The organism is Trichocoleus sp. FACHB-591 (assembly GCF_014695845.1).
GTDB lineage: Bacteria > Cyanobacteriota > Cyanobacteriia > FACHB-46 > FACHB-46 > Trichocoleus.
Map to the genome: position 1 here is coordinate 105,377 of NZ_JACJPA010000102.1, position 18,844 is coordinate 124,220.

17 protein-coding genes are annotated in these 18,844 nt (G+C 50.2%); 10 read left to right on the forward strand and 7 right to left on the reverse strand.

What is annotated here, in order from left to right; genetic code table 11:
- The first annotated feature begins 54 nt into the window (after positions 1–54).
- Positions 55–1,119 (forward strand): ABC transporter permease, encoded by a 1,065-nt coding sequence (locus H6F90_RS20555; RefSeq protein WP_190554118.1) that lies wholly within the window; start codon positions 55–57, stop codon positions 1,117–1,119.
- A 525-nt stretch (positions 1,120–1,644) separates the two neighbouring features.
- Here H6F90_RS20555 and tsaB read toward each other — a convergent pair.
- The 3 genes from tsaB to H6F90_RS20570 form a co-directional block, all read right to left on the reverse strand.
- Positions 1,645–2,307, reverse strand: coding sequence for a tRNA (adenosine(37)-N6)-threonylcarbamoyltransferase complex dimerization subunit type 1 TsaB (gene tsaB, locus H6F90_RS20560; RefSeq protein ID WP_190554119.1), 663 nt, complete (start codon positions 2,305–2,307; stop codon positions 1,645–1,647).
- A gap of 34 nt (positions 2,308–2,341) precedes the next feature.
- Positions 2,342–4,231 (reverse strand): serine/threonine-protein kinase, encoded by a 1,890-nt coding sequence (locus tag H6F90_RS20565; protein ID WP_190554120.1) that lies wholly within the window; start codon positions 4,229–4,231, stop codon positions 2,342–2,344.
- Between the two features lie 138 nt (positions 4,232–4,369).
- Entirely contained in the window at positions 4,370–4,618 is a 249-nt protein-coding gene (locus tag H6F90_RS20570) for a Ycf34 family protein (RefSeq protein ID WP_190431355.1), read from the reverse strand.
- Between the two features lie 116 nt (positions 4,619–4,734).
- On the opposite strand from H6F90_RS20570, the gene H6F90_RS20575 reads away from it, so the two are divergent.
- Together H6F90_RS20575 and H6F90_RS20580 are read left to right on the forward strand one after the other, a co-directional pair.
- Positions 4,735–6,111, forward strand: coding sequence for a CCA tRNA nucleotidyltransferase (locus H6F90_RS20575; RefSeq protein WP_190554121.1), 1,377 nt, complete (start codon positions 4,735–4,737; stop codon positions 6,109–6,111).
- Positions 6,112–6,357: 246 nt separating this feature from the next.
- Entirely contained in the window at positions 6,358–6,540 is a 183-nt protein-coding gene (locus H6F90_RS20580; protein ID WP_190431357.1) for a hypothetical protein, read from the forward strand.
- Between the two features lie 97 nt (positions 6,541–6,637).
- On the opposite strand, the gene H6F90_RS20585 is transcribed toward H6F90_RS20580, so the two are convergent.
- A complete protein-coding gene (locus tag H6F90_RS20585; RefSeq protein WP_190554122.1) occupies positions 6,638–7,774 on the reverse strand; it encodes an FAD-dependent oxidoreductase in 1,137 nt (378 codons plus the stop codon).
- 134 nt (positions 7,775–7,908) lie between these two features.
- On the opposite strand from H6F90_RS20585, the gene H6F90_RS20590 reads away from it, so the two are divergent.
- The 4 genes from H6F90_RS20590 to H6F90_RS20605 all read left to right on the forward strand — a co-directional run bounded on the left by H6F90_RS20590 (position 7,909) and on the right by H6F90_RS20605 (position 11,218).
- Positions 7,909–8,766 (forward strand): YaaW family protein, encoded by an 858-nt coding sequence (locus H6F90_RS20590; RefSeq protein WP_190554123.1) that lies wholly within the window; start codon positions 7,909–7,911, stop codon positions 8,764–8,766.
- Positions 8,767–8,775: 9 nt separating this feature from the next.
- Positions 8,776–10,185: an O-antigen ligase gene (locus H6F90_RS20595; RefSeq protein ID WP_242024561.1), complete on the forward strand. Its 1,410-nt coding sequence runs from the start codon at positions 8,776–8,778 to the stop codon at positions 10,183–10,185.
- 33 nt (positions 10,186–10,218) lie between these two features.
- Positions 10,219–10,827, forward strand: a complete 609-nt coding sequence (locus H6F90_RS20600) for a J domain-containing protein (protein WP_370588057.1) — start codon at positions 10,219–10,221, stop codon at positions 10,825–10,827.
- Between the two features lie 124 nt (positions 10,828–10,951).
- A complete protein-coding gene (locus H6F90_RS20605; protein ID WP_190431359.1) occupies positions 10,952–11,218 on the forward strand; it encodes a DUF3143 domain-containing protein in 267 nt (88 codons plus the stop codon).
- A gap of 33 nt (positions 11,219–11,251) precedes the next feature.
- Here the strand turns inward: H6F90_RS20605 and H6F90_RS20610 are convergent, their stop codons facing one another.
- The 3 genes from H6F90_RS20610 to lysA form a co-directional block, all read right to left on the reverse strand.
- Positions 11,252–12,001 (reverse strand): isoprenyl transferase, encoded by a 750-nt coding sequence (locus H6F90_RS20610; protein WP_190431360.1) that lies wholly within the window; start codon positions 11,999–12,001, stop codon positions 11,252–11,254.
- Complete coding sequence (gene cdaA, locus H6F90_RS20615) at positions 11,998–12,921, reverse strand: diadenylate cyclase CdaA (RefSeq protein ID WP_190431361.1); 924 nt, start codon at positions 12,919–12,921, stop codon at positions 11,998–12,000. Before cdaA ends, H6F90_RS20610 begins: the two co-directional genes overlap by 4 nt.
- A 169-nt stretch (positions 12,922–13,090) precedes the next feature.
- Positions 13,091–14,497 carry a diaminopimelate decarboxylase gene (gene lysA / locus H6F90_RS20620; RefSeq protein ID WP_190554124.1) on the reverse strand — a complete coding sequence of 469 codons (1,407 nt, stop codon included), beginning with the start codon at positions 14,495–14,497 and terminating at the stop codon, positions 13,091–13,093.
- A 102-nt stretch (positions 14,498–14,599) separates the two neighbouring features.
- Between lysA and rimI the strand changes: the two genes are divergently transcribed.
- The 3 genes from rimI to H6F90_RS20635 all read left to right on the forward strand — a co-directional run bounded on the left by rimI (position 14,600) and on the right by H6F90_RS20635 (position 18,808).
- Positions 14,600–15,214, forward strand: a complete 615-nt coding sequence (gene rimI, locus H6F90_RS20625; RefSeq protein ID WP_190554125.1) for a ribosomal protein S18-alanine N-acetyltransferase — start codon at positions 14,600–14,602, stop codon at positions 15,212–15,214.
- A 211-nt stretch (positions 15,215–15,425) separates the two neighbouring features.
- Positions 15,426–17,894 (forward strand): ATP-dependent Clp protease ATP-binding subunit, encoded by a 2,469-nt coding sequence (locus H6F90_RS20630; RefSeq protein WP_190431364.1) that lies wholly within the window; start codon positions 15,426–15,428, stop codon positions 17,892–17,894.
- Positions 17,895–17,986: 92 nt separating this feature from the next.
- Positions 17,987–18,808, forward strand: coding sequence for an NAD-dependent epimerase/dehydratase family protein (locus H6F90_RS20635; protein WP_190554126.1), 822 nt, complete (start codon positions 17,987–17,989; stop codon positions 18,806–18,808).
- Positions 18,809–18,844 lie beyond the last annotated feature (36 nt).

Sequence of the window (18,844 nt, forward strand, 5' to 3'; positions counted from 1 at the left end):
AGCACGATCGCTAAGTACGAGAGTTTTCGTCAGTTCGCATTAGGTAGCAGTGTTATGGATTGGTGGCAGAAACTTAAAAAGAATCCTTTGGCCCGATTTGGGGCGTTGGTGCTGATAATTTTCTACCTGGCAGTGCTCGCTGCTGATTTTGTGGCCCCCTATGACCCCTACGCCTCACAGCCAGATGGCGGGCTGCTACCCCCGACGCAAATCTACTGGCGCAATCAAGCGGGTCAATTTATTGGGCCTCATGTCTATCCCACGATTCAAGGTCCGGTTGACATCAACACGGGCGATCGCAAGCTAATCATTGATCGCAGCCAACCTTCACCACTTCGCCTCTTTGTAGCAAGGCATCCTTACAAAATCTTGGGGTTGGAGTTTAAACGGCATCTCTTCGGTGCGGCTGGGTCAGCTAGATTTAACTTGCTAGGTACCGATGAGCAAGCGCGAGATCAGTTTAGTCGATTGCTATATGGTGGACGCATCAGCCTTAGCATTGGCTTGGTGGGGGTGGCCATTTCCTTTCCTCTGGGTATGCTGGTCGGTGGTATTTCGGGATTTTTTGGTGGCTTCACCGATAGCTTTTTAATGCGTTTGGTAGAAGTTTTGATGACGATTCCCAGCATTTATTTGTTGGTAGCTCTAGCGGCAGTGTTACCACCGGGGCTAACGAGTGCCCAACGATTTCTTCTAATTGTGTTGATTACGTCGTTTATTAGCTGGGCAGGCTTAGCGCGGGTAATTCGCGGGCAAGTACTGTCCATCAAACAGCGGGAATTTGTTCAAGCTGCGACAGCGATGGGCGGTCAGCCGTTCTACATTATTGTGCGCCACATCTTGCCCCAGACCGCAACCTATGTGATTATTTCGGCTACCCTATCCATTCCGAGCTTTATTGTGGCGGAGTCGGTGTTGAGCTTGATTGGCTTGGGCATTCAACAGCCCGATCCCTCATGGGGCAATATGCTATCTCTGGCGACCAACGCCTCCATTCTGGTACTACAACCTTGGCTGGTATGGCCTCCAGCTTTGTTGATTATTCTCACGGTGCTGTCTTTTAACGTGCTGGGTGATGGCCTGCGAGATGCACTGGACCCCCGGAGCCTACAACGATAGTTAGTGAGAAACGGGATTAAGTAATTTCCCTGAGCGAAGTTTAGCAGAACTACGTAAAGACTAAATGTAGCATTGGCAATGGCTGGAAGCACTGCAAACTTTGGTATGCAGTGCTTCCAGCCATCAAGACTAAAAGCAGCTCTGGTGAGACCCGTCACATTCTTGATTTTTGTCACATTTCTACCATTTCCTTTCCCGGTTCCCCTAGAATTAGCTCAGTATATTCTCTATGTGACTGTATCGGTCATGCAAAACGCTCCTGGAGATAACACTGATTTGGTTGCAAAACCTCAGGACTCTAGATCAGCGCTTCAGTAGAAAAGTAACGTGGGAAAAACAACTGCTGTGTAAGCATTGGTGCTCTCTACCCTTACGAATTGCTGCAACGCTCGTGAGCTGACTGATAGGGCAAATACTGGGTGAACAACCAAGACAGGAAGCAGGCACTTCCTGTCTTTTTTTATGCCTTCTTTATGATTTGTGAGAGGTGTACTTAGATACACTTCTCACAAACACTTAGGATTCCTACTTGGTGACTGGATGTTGACCATAGAAGGGCAACGCTTCTGACCAATGCGATCGCTCCCCTCGATGCCAATGCTGTTCAGCCAAAGCTAAAACCCCCAAAACTGAGCTACCCAATCCGCCTTCCGCTTTCACCAACTCATAGGCAGTGGGCCAACTAGCTAAAGTTGCTTCCCAATTGGCTAGGGGCTGGATGGTATCTGCCAAGAGAGGCGTTAAACCAGTCTCCGAGCCTACTTGGTAAATAGCGCCATACACTTCCCCTCGTTGAGCTGGCATCTGCACCGCAATCACCTGTGGCTCAAGGACAGGTTGAGATTGCTGGGAGACAGAAATCCAAGCGTAGGCAGCTAGCGAAGAAATGGCGAAGAGAGGAATTTCTAGCTGTTGTGCTAGGGTGCGAGCCGTGACCATGCCGATACGTGTGCCCGTAAAGCCGCCGGGTCCTCGCGCTACTGCGATAAAGGCGAGGTCTGACCAAGTTTGAGGTGCCATGAACTCACCCAAATAGTGGTGCAGATGGGTAGACAACCCCCGATCCAAGCTCCAAACTTGATGGCGGCGATCGCCTGCAAAGTTACCCAAAGCTAAGCCAAGTTCGGGAGTGCTGGTATGTAGCGATAAGCCGTATTGGGCGGCAGAAGAGGAAGGATCAGGAGTCAAAGTTAATTCAGAAATCACAAATATCAATAGTCATTTAATCACGTTGCCAGATCTTGATGCTGCCATCATCACCAGCACTAGCGATGGTTTGGCCATCGGCACTAATCGCAACTGACCAAATCCAAGCAACATGCCCTACTAATGTTTCCAGCAGGGTTCCGGTATCGAATTGCCAAACTTTAATGGTTTTGTCTTGGCTACCGCTCACCAATAGCTGTCCATCTGGGCTGAGAGTGACAGCATTCACTGCGTCTGCATGACCTGTTAGAGTCCGGAGCAGGATTTGGTTTTCGAGTTGCCAAACTTTAATAGTTTTGTCTTGGCTACCGCTCACCAGTAGTTGTCCATTGGAACTAAGCACCAGGGAAGTGACGGGTTCATCATGCCCTGTCAGGGTGTGGAGCAGGCGTTGGGTATTTAGTTGCCAAATTTTGATGCTGGTGTCGCGGCTACCACTCACCAGTAGGGGTTGCTTAGTAGTTGACGCATTTACTGTTCCTGTGGCTAGGGCGATCGCTAACACCCAATGCTCATGCCCTACCAGCGTTTGGAGCAGTTGACCTGTTGCCACTTGCCAGAGCTTGATGCTTTTATCTTGACTACCACTGGCCAGGTACTGACTATCGGGGCTGAAAGTTACGGCTCGAACCCAGTCGCTGTGGCCGCTCAGCGTTTGTAATAGCTTTCCGGTACTGAGTTGCCAGATTTTTACTGTTTTGTCATTGCTGGCGCTGGCGACTAACTCTCCATCTGGGCTAATTGCTACCGATCGCACCCAATGCTCATGACCTAATAGAGTTTGTGACAACTGTCCGGTTGTGAGATCCCAAATTTTTACAGTCCGATCGCCGCTGCCACTCACCAGTACTCGACTGTCTGGGCTAATGGCAAGCGATCGCACCCAGCGAGAATGCCCAGTCAAAGTTCGCACGCAACGCCAAGTTGGGGATGTTAAATCACTGGGCGTAGCTTCTGAGATTGAAGGTAATACCGAATCTGCCTGATCAGCTGCGGTTGCTCTGTTTGAAGCTGGTGTGAGTGATAATGCGGGAGCCTGTAAATCTTGTAATGCTGCGATCGCGGATTGATAGCGTTTCTTCGTTGCGCTTTGCAACAGGCGATCGAGAATCTGACCCAAATCACCACTAATGGGTTGTTTGAGGTGAGGCTGCCACAGCCAAGTGCCTTCTTCGCTATCGAATAAATCTGAGGGATGGGTGTGAGTCAACAAGTAAATACAAGTGACTCCTAAGCTGTAGAGATCGCTGGCAAAGATGGCTTTCCCCATTGCTTGCTCGGGAGATACAAATGCGGGGCTGCCAATGCTAGTGCCCGTACGAGAGAGATCGGCGCTGCTGGCCGACTTTGCTGCGCCAAAATCCACTAGGACCAATTGCTGGTCAGTGCGGCGGCGAATAATATTTGTGGGTTTAATGTCGCGATGAATCACATGGTGTTCGTGGACAAATTGCAGCACTGGCAGCAGATCGCTCAGCAATTGGCGAATTTGGGTTTCGTTAAAAACACCATTTTGAGCCACTTCTTGCTCTAGCGTGGCTCCGTCAATAAATTCTTGAATCAGATACTGAAACTGGTCTTGCTGAAAGTACGCCAGTAGCTCTGGAATCTGAGGGTGGTGGCCTAATTCTTCTAGCCGAACGGCTTCTAGCCGAAATAGCTCGGCTGCTTTAATCGGGTTACGAATGCTTTGGGGCAGGGGAAAGCACTGCTTGATCACACAGCGCGGCTTGGAAGGCTTGTAGTCATCTAAAGCCAAAAAAGTTCTGCCAAAACCCCCCTGCCCAATGGGTTCGAGGGCGCAGTAGCGATCGCCCAAAACAAGCTTAAAGCCACAAGTTTCACAGAACTTAGCTGGCTCTGCGTGGTGCGGATTTCGACAAACCGGATTGAGGCAGTAGCGCATACCCTAGGAACCCAAGTTCACTGAGTTTATCCTACGCCGTTCCTCCAGATTTCCAGGTAGCTAAATGCGCTTTATCTGGCGATCGCAGCTGCAATCCTGAGAAACTCCAAGAAATTGGCTGGAAACATCGCAACCAGGTTAAGTTGGAACTAACTCACCTGGGCGCAAGTTAGCCCACTTACCTGTTTCTTGCTTGAAGCTCTGACAGCCAACTACATCCCATTCCATTTGGATTTCATCCTCTGAGGAACGGATATTGACATTAATAGTGGGTTCAACCGCTTCAAAATCTGGTGTATTTGTGAGGTGAGGCTGTTGATGCTGCCCTTCGACTGCATGATACGTGGTGCAGCGATCTACGTAGTGGCAGTTCACACAAATGCACATGATCAGAACCTCTCCGTAGGTTGACAAGATGGGTTTACCAGACCCCGCATGTCTTTCTGTTACTCTAGCTTAGGCGAGTCAATTCTTGGCTAGCCGCTCGATTGATTTTTGTTTCCATGTACGCTACTTCTTCAATTTCTTTATCTGTTTTATCGCCTCAAACTTGGCCTTTTGGTTTGCAATGGTTGCCTCAGCCTGCCTATTTGGTGGGAGGTGTGGTGCGTGATGCGTTGCTCGGTCGTCATGCCGATTACCTAGACCTCGACTTTGTCATGCCAGAAAAGGCAGTGGAAACGGCTCAAGCGATCGCGCATCATCACAAGGCTGGCTTTGTTTTATTAGACGCAGAGCGGCAAATTGCCCGGGTGGTGTTTGAGCAAGCTACCGCAGATTTCGCGCAACAAATGGGGTCTAGCCTCGAAATTGACCTCCAGCGGCGGGACTTTACGGTGAATGCGATCGCCTACAACCCGCATACTGAAGAGTTGATTGATCCACTGGAAGGCTTTGTGGATTTGAAGCAAAGCTCGATCCGCATGGTAGCTTCGGAAAACTTGCGCGAAGACCCCCTACGTCTGTTGCGGGCTTATCGCCAAGCAGCTCAGTTGGGCTTTAGCCTAGACGCGGAAACGCGGGCTGTGATTCGTCAGTTTTCTCCTTACTTAAGCCAGGTTGCCGCCGAGCGCATCCAGTCGGAACTCAACTATTTATTTGGCAGCGTTCAGGGAACTCCGTGGTTGACCGCCGCCTGGCAAGATGGCTTGCTCCAAGCTTGGCTTCCTCAAGCCACTGCTCAAAGTCTGGCTCAAATTGCGGCGATCGATCGCTCAGCAATTAGTTTGGTGGCCGCTTGTCCTAGCTTCAAAGCTGAACTTTATGCCTCCCTACGCCACACAACTAAAGCTAGTCGTAAAGGCACTAAAAATTCATCTAGCGCCACGGGCAACAAGTCTGCTAATAGCAACTCTGGTGTTGAGTCGGGAGCTGCTAAAGCCAAGCTTGCAGGCGATCATCGCACTTGGATTACGGTGGCTAAGCTAGCTAGTTTGCTGTCTCTAGACCTAGCGCAGGCTGAGGTAGAGTTATTGAACTTGAAATACAGCCGAGCCGAGATTCAAGCGGCCCTAACTATTATTAAGTTTTTGCCTCAGTTACAAGCAGTTAGCGTCACAGATGGTTTGTCTTGTCGAGAGCAGTATTTTCTGTTTCAATCGGTCGGCCCTGTATTCCCAGCGCTGATGGTGCGGGCTTTAGCTGTAGGTGTACCGATATCAGTGCTGTTGGGGCTGATTGAGCGTTTTCTAACTCCTGACGATCCAGTCGCGCATCCTATGCCTCTTGTCAGTGGTCAAGACCTGATGACGCATTTGAAGCTGGCTGCTGGCCCGCAAATTGGGCAACTTTTAGCTGAGATTCAGTTGGCACGAGCTGAGGGACTAATCACTACTCCAGCCAATGCCCTAGAATTGGCTGCCAAAATGACCAAACTGTAACTCTGATTGGCTTTGAAAGCTTGGCCTTTTTCGGTTAACAGCTTTGCCAACTGCTCTGTCAACCGCAATTCAGCTAAAATTAAAGGCTGAGCTGTTTGGGTGAGAGTCACAGATTAGGTTAGAGTAAACATCTGACCGATTTTTTTAGGCGTTCTGGTTTTTAGAGCGCTGGCTTGAGATCGCTTCTCGCAAAAGTTTGGAAAAGCGATCGCTTTTCGCGTGGCAGATAGATTCAAAGAGGTAAACATGGCTAAACGCCGCAACTTAAAGAAAGAAAAAGCTCTCCGTAATGAAGCTTACGCTCGCAAATTCCGTAAGCGCACCAACAAAGGCCGCTTTGGCAAGAGACGCTTCGGTAATGACAACCGGGCTGAAGAAACTGAAACAGATCAAGAGGGCGCAAGAGACGGCGCTGAAGCGACAGACTAGTCTCCCAGGGTTTCCCATTGAGATGCAGTCAAGCTTGCTAAGGGCCTAAGTATGAAAGGCAATAGCAAGAAATTCCGGGTCATTGCTTGAATTTGCTTCAGCCCGTGGAATCGACAGAGTGACTGGGAATGGTATGCCAAAAGCTGGTTTCTGGCAGGGGTAGATTCCGAAGCTGACGATTAATTTCGGCTGCTGCTGCCAGTCCAGATTCTAAAGCACTTTCAATCTGCCTCCCCCCACACCAATCGCCACTACAAACGAGTGGTAAAGCGTCTGGAGCGGCTAGGAAAGGAGCGGGCCAAAATTGATCAGGAAAGGCATAGCGCCAGCGGTGAACTTGTAACCAGTCAGGGGCGTCGAGCCAAGAGAAGAGAACTTGGGCGGCATAGTCTAAGAGTTGACACCCTACTGCTGGTAAATCAGAAGTTTCTAAGTTTTTTTGGGCGAAGGCAGCACTACTTTGGATGACAAAAGTGGGCGGCTGTGGTTCTGAGCCTTGAGTGGGGCGCTTACTGTTCTCCAGGCTAATCCAATCAATCATTGAATCATCAGGACAGGTGACAGCTTGCCAAGCTAGGTTGTGAGTAGCTAAATCAGCTTGGCGATCGCGAGCATAACCTGCGATCGCAGTGATGCAAGGATGATATTGGACCGCGCGTAGAGTTTTGAAGAACTCATCAGCAGGTATTGTTTCTTCCAAAGGCTTGAGCAAGGTCAGGGCTTGCGGGGCAGGAATCGCTACAACCACTGCCTGAGCAGCCAACGTTTTAAGAGTTGCAGCAGGATCACTGGTGTTTGTCAAAGTCAGTTGCCAAGTATTTTCTGGGGTCAAGGCGATCGCTTCTACTCGCTGGCTCCGCTGAATGTCTAATCCAGTTGCTAAGAATTTGGCGATCGTGCTCATGCCAGCGGGGGCAGTATAGCGAGGATAGATGTCTTGAGGTTGCGGTGCATGCAGGTGGCGATCGCTCCCTAGTTCATAAACAGTATCTGTCCAAGTTCTTAGAATTTGGTTTTCGCACAAAACTGGAATGAGTTGGGCCAGATGCTCTCCTTGAGCACTGAGATAGCGGGCTCCATGATCCGCCCAAGTGTCCTGTACCCGACGAGTGGCAATGCGGCCACCCAACCCCCGCGACTTTTCTACTACGACAACGCGATAGCCCAATTGCCGCAACTGCTGAGCGCAACTAATGCCTGCAATGCCAGCTCCAACCACAGCAACATCAAACACGAATGTTGAGTCTCCTAGAGAATAGAATGTGCATCGGGCCAATAGGGAACAAGCCAACAGCCAACAGCGAACAGCCAATCGCTAAGAGTAGAATATGGGACAGCGGGGTTAACAGTGCAGTTGTGGAGGAATTTATGGCGGACGAGCTAAGAGCAGCCTTGGAGTTAGCGACTGAAGAAGAATTAGGTGAGCTAACTGAGATTTTGTTTCGCCGTAAGTTTAACCCAATTGACTACTTGTATACCCCGGACCCGATGGATGTGCAAAGCCAAGGGCGGCAAGCTTGGCTAGATGCCTTAGAGCAGCGCTTTCGGTTTTTAGCAGCAGATGGCATGACAGTGCTCCAAGGTCATGCCGATCGCATCACTTATCGCCAATGTTTAATTCAAGTTTGCCGCTACCTCAGAATTCCTTACTCCGAAGAATTGTCCACCACTGACTTAGAAGCGGAAGTGTTCCTCAATCTGCTGAGTCGTGCCTGGAAACAACTATCGACCAAAGAAAAAGGAGCTTTGACGCTGCGGGTACAACAATCGCTAGCTCGCTCTGAAATTCGAGATCAGCTACCTGTGGCGGTGCAGCAAGATCCAATGGGATTGCTGGTCAAGGGAGGTAGTGCTTTAGCGATTAGCTCAATTGTGCGTCCTATGTTGATGCAATTGATCGCAAAACAGTTCGCCTACCACTTTGCAACTTACCAAGTAGCCCAGCAGGCGATCGCCAAAGGTGGCGCTGTGGCAGCCGCTCAGTTTGAAAGTTATGTAGCGCTACAAACCGCAAAACAAGGGATGGCTCTCAGTGCGGCTCGCTATGGCGTGACTCGCAGCGTTTTAGCTTTTGTGGGACCAGCGATGTGGGCTTTGTTTTTTGCGGATTTAGGCTGGCGGGCGATCGCAACTAACTATGGGCGGGTGATTCCCACTGTGTTTGCTTTGGCGCAAATTCGCTTGACTCGCGCCGATTGCCTTGAAGCGGCTTGGGAACCAGTGTAGGAAGCAACCTTGAACAAGTTATTCCACTTACAGACTCATCCGCAACGGCATCTGCAAATGCCTTGGCACTGGGTTCAAATTGGTTTGCTCCTGTTTCCTTTTAGCCCTTTGTTGGGTGGCTTGAGCTTGTTGGGAGCCGCGATCGCTACCTGGATTAAGCAAGCTGCTTGGATCAAACGCCGTCCTTTTAATCAGGGTTTGGCGGTTCTGAGCTTGTGGTTTGTGGTGGCAGCAATTTTTGCTTACGATCGCACTGCGGCATTCTTGGGCTTAGCCAATTTTCTGCCGCTATTCTTTTTGTTTACAGCCCTTAGTACGCTGATTCAAACGCCTGCTCAACTACGACAGATCGCTTGGGTCTTGGTCTTAACCTCAGTGCCCGTGGTCATTATTGGTTTGGGGCAGCAGTTTTGGGGCTGGGCAGGACATTTACATTTGCTGGGAATTATCGTTGATCTGGGTGTGGAACGAGGCGGCAATCCTTTGGGTCGCATGTCTTCGATTTTTGCCTATGCCAATGTCTTGGCCAATTACTTGGTGATTGCGTTTATTTTGGCAGTTGGACTGTGGCTCGATACGTTTCCAAGCCGTAGGAGCCAGTTACAATCAATTGCGGAACCTGCGATCGCGGCACTATCCGAGGAGCCATATCCTGCCCTAAACGCTTCCACTTCATCGAGTATCGCTTGGGGACGTTGGTGCTTTTTAGCTGCCGTTGTGCTGGGAAATGCGATCGCGCTACTCCTCACGAATTCCCGCAATGCTTGGGTCTTAGCAGGCTTGGCTTGCCTAACTTACGCTTTGTATCTCGGTTGGCGCTGGCTAGTGATTGCGGTTGGTATAGCTGTTGCTGGCATTGGCGGAGCGGCTTTTGGCCCTACGGTCATCAAGGCTCCACTCAGGCGGATTGTTCCAGCGTTTCTCTGGGCAAGACTGTCGGATGAGTTGTATCCCAATCGCCCTGTCGCCACTCTCCGAGCAACCCAGTGGCAGTTTGCTTGGTCTCTAGCTGAGCAGCGGCCCTTCACAGGTTGGGGCTTACGCAACTTTACTCCGCTGTATCAAGCCAAGTGGCAAGTTTTCATGGGCCATCCTCACAGTTTGCCGTTGATGTTGATGGCAGAGACAGGGTTGTTCGCGACCTTGCTCTTAGTAGGATTAGTGGGTTGGATGGTCTATCGCGGCGTGCGGTTATTCCTATCTTGGAATCCTGCCTCAGATCCTTTGCAGCAAAGCGATCGCCTGATTTTATTTACCTATTTAGTAGCGTTCTTAGCTTGCAGCTTATTCAACTTATTTGATGTCACGCTGTTTGATATCCGCATCAATGTTTTAGGCTGGTTGCTGTTAGCCGCCATTTGTGGCTTAGTAGAGCGACAGCAAGCTGGAGCTAGGAATTTTACTCAGGAACCTGGTTAGAATAATCAAAAGCTAGGTAGGGTGGGAACTCGCGTGACTCAAGATGGAGCAACGCCAAATCAGGTGAATCAAGGGTCGCCATTGCCAAAAACTGCGGCTCCTAATTACTACGCCCTGCTAGGATTGCATCCTTCCGCATCACCGCAACAAATCCGGCGAGCTTATCGCGATCTGAGCAAGCTGTTGCATCCTGATACCACTACGTTGCCTCCGGCGATCGCCACAGCGAAATTTCAGCAACTCAATGAAGCCTATGCTACCGTCAGTAATCCGGAGCGTCGTGTTGCTTACGACCTCAAAATTGGTTATTCCCGTCTGCATGTGATGCAAGCTCCAGCAGACCTTAACCGTTCTGCCTCGCAATCTCGGCGCTATTCTTCCTCTGCCTATCTAGACCCTACCGATCGGCCTCTGTCACCTGGAGAAATCTTTGCTTTATTTATCTTGGGTGTCACGTTTGTAGCTTGCTTAATGCTAGCGATCGCGATTGGTCTAACGAGAGGCGATATTGCCTTTCATCCTTTGCAATTGCAGAGTCAGAGTGCTCCTAGTGAGCAAATTGAGACAGCGAGATCAGAACTGGCTGCTCCATCTGCTAAGGTTTTAGATTCTGATGCCAATCAAAAAAATGCTCAGTTGTAGGAGTGAATGGCTATTTGCCCCTACAAGGATCTACAAATCCGATTTAGAGAATTGGTAGTATTCCTGAGTTGCTTCTTGAGGCTCGTTCTGTGCACAATTTTGGTCTACGCAATCTTTGAGATTTATGACACTACCTTCTAGTGACACTCCCCTCTATAACCACTCCCTACCAGACCTTGAAACTTGGTTAACTGAACAAGGGTGCGAACAAGACCCAGCAGAACTTCACTGCTGGCGTATAGCAAAACCCGCATGGAAAGCCGAGTTGTATCTAGATGTAGACCAACTGACAGTACGTTATCTGGAAGTGGGAGGGGAGGCGATTCAGCGCTCCTTTAAGTATTTGCTCAGCCGTCAGGACGTGGAAGATGCCATTTTTTCTGGACCTTAGTTAGCTACACCTTTAATTGATTCACCTCACGGCTTAGAGCTTGCCAAAGCGACGATGCCGTTGTTGATAAGCGCATAAAGCTTGGTGGAACTCGGCGCGATCGAAGTCAGGCCAGAGCGTATCTGTCACATAAAGCTCGGAATAAGCCATCTGCCAAAGCAAAAAATTGCTCAGTCGCATTTCGCCACTGGTTCGAATCAGCAAGTCGGGATCGCCCACGCCTGCGGTATAGAGATGCCGCTCAAACACTGCCTCATCAATATCTTCTGGCTGCAAGTGTCCCTGCTGGACTTGAGTGGCGATCGCTCGACAAGCTTGCAAAATTTCTTGCCGCCCTCCATAGTTCGTGGCAACCGTAAAGTGAATGCCAGAATTATTCCGAGTTTCAGCCATAGAGCGCTCAATCTCGGCTCGCAGAGATTGGGGTAGCGCGTCCAAATTACCCACAAAAGTAATGCGGACATTTTCTCGCATCATTTCGCGAAGTTCTTGCCGCAACACCCGCTCGAACAGTGTCATCAAGAAGTCAACTTCTTCAAACGGTCGCCCCCAATTTTCTGTAGAAAAGGCATAGGCCGTTAGAGCTTGAACTCCCCAATCGCGACAGCAGCGCAACAGATCCTTAAGCGCGTCTACTCCTCGGCGGTGGCCCATGATCCGAGGTAGACCTTGGCGCTTAGCCCAGCGACCATTGCCATCCATGATTACAGCTACATGCTTAGGCAGCCGCTCTCGATCTAGATCAGCAGGCAGATCTTGTAAGATGGTTGGCTTTGCAGTCATTTTTTTTCCCGAGAGGCCGAAGAGGGCAAACGAAGTAAACGTGAAATGAGTGCCAATCCTTGAGACCCAATTTGACGACCAAAGTTGCGTAAATCTGAGGCAACTGCTTCGCGGTCAACGGATGGAGAGAAGCTTGCTTCTAAGAGTTCTTTCAGTTTACTGCTGGTCAGGGGCCGATTGAGTGTTCCCCTTTCTGCTAGGGAAATCGACCCTGTTTCTTCAGATACAACAATACACATACAATTTTCGATTCGCTCAGTGATTCCCATCGCAGCTCGGTGTCGGGTCCCTAATTGCCGGGAAGCAGTACGCTCTGAGATGGGTAAAATGACGCCAGCAGCCATGATGCGGGAAGCGCGGATTAAAACCGCACCATCATGAAGTAGGGTAGTGGGTTGGAATAAGGTCTGGATTAGTTCTTTAGAAACTTCAGCGTTCAACCTCACGCCTGGCACTGAAAAATCGCGCTCATCAATCGGAGCACTGGTTTCTAAAATCAATAGCGCTCCGATGCGGTTTTGCGAAAGTTCTTTGACTGCATCGACAATCTCATCAATGACATTGTCAGGTTTGGGAATAGCGCGGCGTGAAGGTTGAAACAATTGCAGAATTTCACCCCGCCCCAACTGCTCTAGAAAGCGGCGAAATTCTGCTTGCAAGATAAAGGCCATTGAGACAGCTGAGCCAATCACCAAGCTGTTCAAGACAAAACTCAAGAGTTTGAGCTTCAAGTTAGTGCTGACGGCTGCGGCTAGCATTAGGATAATGAATCCCCGTACCATCCACAGTGTCCGGCGCTCACCAATAATGATGAGCACCATATACGTCAGGAGTAGCACCAGTCCAATATCAATAATTTGAAGCAGCAAAGACTGAGTCCAACCTGGATCAGCCAGCCATCGCTTCCACAATTGTCCCATCAGAACCTGAATTACGCTTGCGCCTCAACGGGGACAACTGAGAGGCTGTGCAGCCTTCTAGCCTCCCAGTTGCCAGTCAAGAATATTTCGGTTAAGCCTTGTGCAAGTCACTGCATGGCCACCTGATCGTGAAGAAACTAGCAAGCTAGCTCTAAATCAGGTTGGCGGGTTAAGCCGTTAATCCGCTCAGGCGCTCTGGTAGGCGATCCTGTCGAATTAGATCTTGGTAAGTTTCCCGCTGCAGGATCAGGTTGGCTTCTCCAGCTCTAACTAAAACTGCTGCCGGGCGAGGCAACCGATTGTAGTTAGAAGCCATGCTGTAATTGTAGGCTCCTGTGCCCATTACGACGAGAGTATCGCCGGGTTCCGTTTGGGGCAGGCTGGCTTCTTTGATCAAGATATCGCCGGATTCACAATGCTTGCCCGCGATCGCCACTGTTTCGCTCATAGCAGCAGACATCCGGTTAGCCACTACAGCCCGATAAACTGATTGGTAGGTGATTGGTCTGGGGTTGTCAGACATGCCACCGTCCACAGTGACATAGGTGCGAATGTTAGGCACCGTCTTCTGGCTACCCATTGTGTAAGCCGTAATGCAAGTGGGACCGACGAGCGATCGCCCTGGTTCAGAAAGGAGTTTGGGTAGGGCGATATTTTGGGCTTGGCAAGCTGCCGCGATCGCCTCACTGATCACCTTTACCCAAGCGTCAATACTGGGAGGGTCATCGGATTCGGTGTAGCGAATCCCTAAACCACCGCCAATATTGAGCTCTTGAATGGAGAGACCATATCCTGCGGCTTTGGTCAGCCACTGTACCATCACCCCTGCCAAGTCTTGGTGAGGTTGCAGCTCAAAAATTTGGGAACCGATATGAGCATGCAAGCCAGCGCAATTTAATGTGGGTTGCTGACTAACGAAGGTAAAGACTTCATCCAGTTGATTGGGATCAAAGCCGAACTTGCTGTCTAAGTGCCCAGTGCGAATGTATTCATGGGTGTGGCACTCGATTCCAGGCGTTAAGCGCAACAGAATGCGGATGGGTGTTTCTCTAGCAGGCATCCCAGCTAGGGTTTGCAACTCCAGCCAGTTATCCACCACAATGTTGCAACCCGATTCCACCGCAAACTCAAGTTCTGCAACTGATTTGTTATTGCCGTGAAAATAGAGCTTGTCGGGGCTAACTCTTGCTTGCAGTGCTGTGTAAAGCTCGCCGCCAGAAACGACATCAATACCTAATCCTTCACTGGCTGCGATCGCGCAGATGGCTAGACAACTCCAAGCTTTGGAGGCATAAAGAACCTGAAATTTGCCGGGGTAATATTGCTTAAAAGCATCACGGTATTGGCGGCAGGTTGTGCGTAGCGTTTCTTCATCCACAACGTACAGTGGCGAACCAAACTGCTGCACCAATTCCGTAACGTCACAACCCCCAACTTCCAAGTGATCCTGCCCATTGACTTGAGCAGTCAGGGGCAAAAGGAATTGGTTTGGGGATCGGGTTGCCGCAGCATCTCCAGGGGCAGGTAAATACTGACGGCCAGAGTTCTGAACCTCCACAGAGTAAGTCGATACCATTGCGTAATAGTTGTCCTTGGTTAGTTGACAGGCGTGAGTGCGTCTTGTTTCTCAGTGTACAATTGAGGGCTGTGCATCCAGAGCTTTCGACCTAGACTTCTCGTGAATTTCCTGGATCTCCAATCATTAACTCCAGAATTGTTGCCCGCCACTCTAGTCCTCGATCAGTTGTGTTTCGGGGGCCTATGGACTTTGGAGGGTTATCGAAGAGAACTAGAGAGCCCAAACAGTGAATTATTAGTCCTGCAAACCAGCCAAGCTCACCAAACTTTAGAGAAACAGCCTATAGAGCCTATAGAACTGGGGTCTAAAGATGATCCTGCTGCTCCACTAGTTGGTTTGGGGTGCTTTTGGGCGATCGTCGATGAAGCTCACATCACCATCGTAGCGGTGCATCCTAACTACCAAGCTCAAGGATTGGGCCAAACTCTCTTGTATGCGCTCCTTAAAAAAGCGCGACAGCGGGGTTTAGAGCGGGCCACTCTAGAAGTTCGCGCCTCTAATCAACCTGCATTGTTACTTTATGAGAAGTTTGGCTTCCAAGAAGCGGGGCGGCGACGGCGTTATTACGAAGAAACCGGGGAAGATGCCTTGATTTTGTGGCGTGGTGGGCTACAATCACCTGAGTTTGGTCAAGCACTTATAGATTGGCAAGATCAGGTTCAGGCTCGGCTACACCAAGCAGGTTGGCACTTGCCGGAACTGGACAATCCCTGAGCTTGGAGAACTTGGGACTTACCCCTTGACTTTGCAACAAATCTTTGTCGAAAATCTCCCTTCGGAAGTAAATATTCAAAAACTTCAGCGATCGCCACCTTGAATTGGGATCGCTCGGTCTGTATTGCTGCTATCTTGCGGATGATAGCAGCAAAATTTCCCTATGCTAAAATCAGCGTACCGGCAACGCAGCAGGTGATGGATACACGCCATGTTTGAACGCTTTACAGAGAAAGCCATTAAGGTAATTATGTTGGCCCAAGAAGAGGCTCGCCGCCTTGGGCACAACTTTGTAGGTACAGAACAGATCCTCCTGGGTCTAATTGGAGAAGGGACCGGCGTCGCCGCCAAAGTACTGAAGTCTATGGGTGTCAATCTCAAAGACGCTCGGATTGAAGTAGAAAAAATCATTGGTCGAGGTTCTGGCTTCGTTGCTGTAGAAATTCCGTTCACTCCTCGCGCCAAACGTGTCTTAGAACTGTCCTTGGAAGAAGCTCGGCAGTTGGGACACAACTACATTGGCACCGAACACCTGCTCTTAGGTCTGATTCGGGAGGGCGAAGGCGTTGCAGCTAGAGTGCTGGAAAATCTTGGAGTTGACCTCTCCAAGGTACGGACTCAAGTCATTCGCATGTTGGGTGAAACCGCAGAAGTTTCAACCACGCCAGGGGGCGGTCGGACGAAGACTCCTACCCTGGATGAATTTGGCTCTAACCTGACCCAAATGGCAGCGGAAGGAAAGCTCGATCCCGTCGTGGGTCGTCAGAAAGAGATTGAGCGCGTCATCCAAATCTTGGGTCGTCGGACCAAAAACAACCCAGTCTTGATTGGGGAGCCAGGGGTTGGTAAGACGGCGATCGCCGAAGGTTTGGCCCAGCGCATCGCTAACAACGATATTCCAGACATTCTGGAAGACAAGCGCGTGGTTACACTCGATATTGGTTTGCTGGTAGCAGGCACCAAGTATCGAGGTGAATTTGAAGAACGCTTGAAGAAAATCATGGATGAAATCCGTTCTGCCGGAAATGTCATCCTGGTAATCGACGAAGTTCACACCTTGATTGGTGCAGGGGCGGCTGAAGGCGCGATCGACGCAGCCAACATCCTCAAGCCTGCCTTAGCCAGAGGTGAGCTGCAATGTATTGGTGCTACCACCTTGGATGAATACCGCAAGCATATTGAGCGGGATGCTGCGCTAGAGCGTCGCTTCCAGCCTGTGATGGTGGGTGAACCCAGCGTGGATGAAACCATTGAAATCCTACGCGGTTTGCGTGAGCGCTACGAACAGCACCACAAGCTAAAAATTTCTGATGCTGCCTTAGACGCTGCGGCTAAGCTGTCGGATCGCTACATTTCCGATCGCTTCCTGCCTGACAAGGCGATTGACTTGATTGATGAGGCGGGCTCTAGAGTCCGTTTACTTAACTCGCAATTACCTCCTGCTGCTAAAGAACTCGATAAAGAACTTCGTCAAGTTCTGAAAGAGAAAGATGATGCAGTACGGGCGCAGGACTTTGATCGGGCGGGTGAGTTGCGCGATCGCGAAATGGAAATCAAAACTGAAATCCGGTCGATCGCTCAAACCAAGAAGGCGGAACCTGGCAATGAAGACGCTTCTCCAATGGTGGATGAAGAGGACATTGCTCATATCGTGGCTTCTTGGACGGGTGTTCCTGTTAACAAGCTCACCGAGTCTGAGTCTGAAAAGCTGCTCCACATGGAAGACACCTTGCATGGCCGCTTGATTGGACAGGACGAAGCGGTTAAGGCTGTGTCTCGTGCCATTCGTCGGGCACGGGTTGGCTTGAAGAACCCCAACCGTCCGATCGCTAGCTTTATCTTCTCTGGTCCTACCGGGGTTGGTAAGACTGAGTTGACCAAGTCGTTGGCTGCTTACTTCTTCGGTTCCGAAGATGCCATGATTCGTCTTGACATGTCGGAATACATGGAGCGTCATACCGTTTCCAAGCTGATCGGCTCGCCTCCGGGCTACGTTGGCTACAACGAAGGCGGTCAGTTGACCGAAGCGGTGCGTCGTCGGCCTTATACAGTGGTGCTGTTCGATGAAATCGAGAAAGCCCACCCCGACGTGTTCAACATGCTCTTGCAAATCTTGGAAGATGGTCGCCTGACCGATGCCAAGGGCCGCACAGTAGACTTCAAGAACACACTGCTGATCATGACCTCGAACATCGGTTCTAAGGTGATTGAGAAGGGTGGCGGTGGTCTTGGCTTTGAGTTCTCGGCAGAGAGCCAAGCTGATTCCCAATACAACCGCATCCGCTCGCTGGTTAACGAAGAACTGAAACAGTACTTCCGCCCAGAATTCCTCAACCGTCTTGACGAGATTATTGTCTTCCGTCAACTGACGAAGGACGAGGTTAAGGAAATCGCGGACATCATGTTGAACGAGGTCTTCCGCCGTCTCGGCGAGCAAGGCATCACGCTGGAAGTCACTGAGCGGTTCAAGGATCGGTTAGTGGAAGAAGGCTACAACCCCAGCTATGGTGCTAGACCGTTACGTCGAGCCATCATGCGGTTGTTGGAAGATAGCCTGGCTGAGGAAATCCTCTCTGGCCGAATCCAGGATGGCGACACCGCCGTTATGGATGTGGATGAGGGTCAGGTGAAGGTACTGAAAGGTGAGAAGCGTGAGCTACTGCCTCAAGCGGCTGAATAGCCTTTAGTTCCGAGAGATAACTAATAGTTAAACGGTAGAGCGTTAAATCCTCTACCGTTTTTTTGTGTTTGCTGAAGAAGAAAGGAGGTTCTGTGAAAGTTGCAATTATTGGCTGTGGATACGTCGGGATGGCAGTCGCTCGACACTGGCGGCAAGCAGGTTGCACCATCACGGCTACCACAACCAGCGTGCCACGTTTATCGGAACTAGAGGCGATCGCAGACCATGCCGTTTTAGCCCAAGGCAATGATGAAACCTCACTAGCTGGGGCTTTAGCGGATCAACAAGTCGTGCTGCTGAGTGTGGGGGCGCGTAGCCCTAACAGCTATGAAGAAACTTATCTGCACACCGCCAAAACTTTAGTCAAAGTTCTAGCTCGAACGCCGGGTGTGCAGCAACTCATTTACACAGGGAGCTATGCCGTTTATGGCGACCAACAGGGCAGTTGGGTCGATGAAAGCTTCCCTGTCAAGCCTGCCAACCGCAACGGTGAAATTCTGGCGGAAACTGAACAGGTATTGCTCAACGCTGCGAATTCTCAACTCAAGGTTTGTGTACTGCGGCTAGGCGGTATTTATGGGCCAGGACGAGAACTTCAGCGAATTTTTGGGAGAGCGGCAGGCACCACTCGACCAGGAACAGGAGTAGAACCAAGTAACTGGATTCACCTAGATGACATTGTGGGCGCGATCGCCTTTGCCCAAGAGCACCAACTCCAAGGAATATATAATCTGGTGCAAGAAGTGACGTTAACCAGTCGAGAACTGATTGAGCAGGTGTGTCAGCGCTACAACCTAGCTCCTGTAAATTGGGACGAATCGCAACCCAGTGCTCGCTCCTACAATGCGAAGGTATCTAACCAAAAGCTCAAAACTGCGGGATACCAATTCATCCATCCTGAATTGCAAGTGTAAGGCGATCGCTGGTTTAATCCTGCTTATTACTACAAA

Coding starts and splice junctions, on each gene's coding strand:
- H6F90_RS20570 (WP_190431355.1), bottom strand. CDS start 4,618: ATGTGCATTTGTGTGAACTGCCACTACGTAGATCGCTGCACCACGTAT.
- H6F90_RS20565 (WP_190554120.1), bottom strand. CDS start 4,231: ATGCGCTACTGCCTCAATCCGGTTTGTCGAAATCCGCACCACGCAGAG.
- lysA (WP_190554124.1), bottom strand. CDS start 14,497: ATGGTATCGACTTACTCTGTGGAGGTTCAGAACTCTGGCCGTCAGTAT.
- H6F90_RS20555 (WP_190554118.1), top strand. CDS start 55: ATGGATTGGTGGCAGAAACTTAAAAAGAATCCTTTGGCCCGATTTGGG.
- cdaA (WP_190431361.1), bottom strand. CDS start 12,921: ATGGGACAATTGTGGAAGCGATGGCTGGCTGATCCAGGTTGGACTCAG.
- H6F90_RS20590 (WP_190554123.1), top strand. CDS start 7,909: ATGGCGGACGAGCTAAGAGCAGCCTTGGAGTTAGCGACTGAAGAAGAA.
- H6F90_RS20630 (WP_190431364.1), top strand. CDS start 15,426: ATGTTTGAACGCTTTACAGAGAAAGCCATTAAGGTAATTATGTTGGCC.
- H6F90_RS20580 (WP_190431357.1), top strand. CDS start 6,358: ATGGCTAAACGCCGCAACTTAAAGAAAGAAAAAGCTCTCCGTAATGAA.
- H6F90_RS20575 (WP_190554121.1), top strand. CDS start 4,735: ATGTACGCTACTTCTTCAATTTCTTTATCTGTTTTATCGCCTCAAACT.
- H6F90_RS20605 (WP_190431359.1), top strand. CDS start 10,952: ATGACACTACCTTCTAGTGACACTCCCCTCTATAACCACTCCCTACCA.
- H6F90_RS20610 (WP_190431360.1), bottom strand. CDS start 12,001: ATGACTGCAAAGCCAACCATCTTACAAGATCTGCCTGCTGATCTAGAT.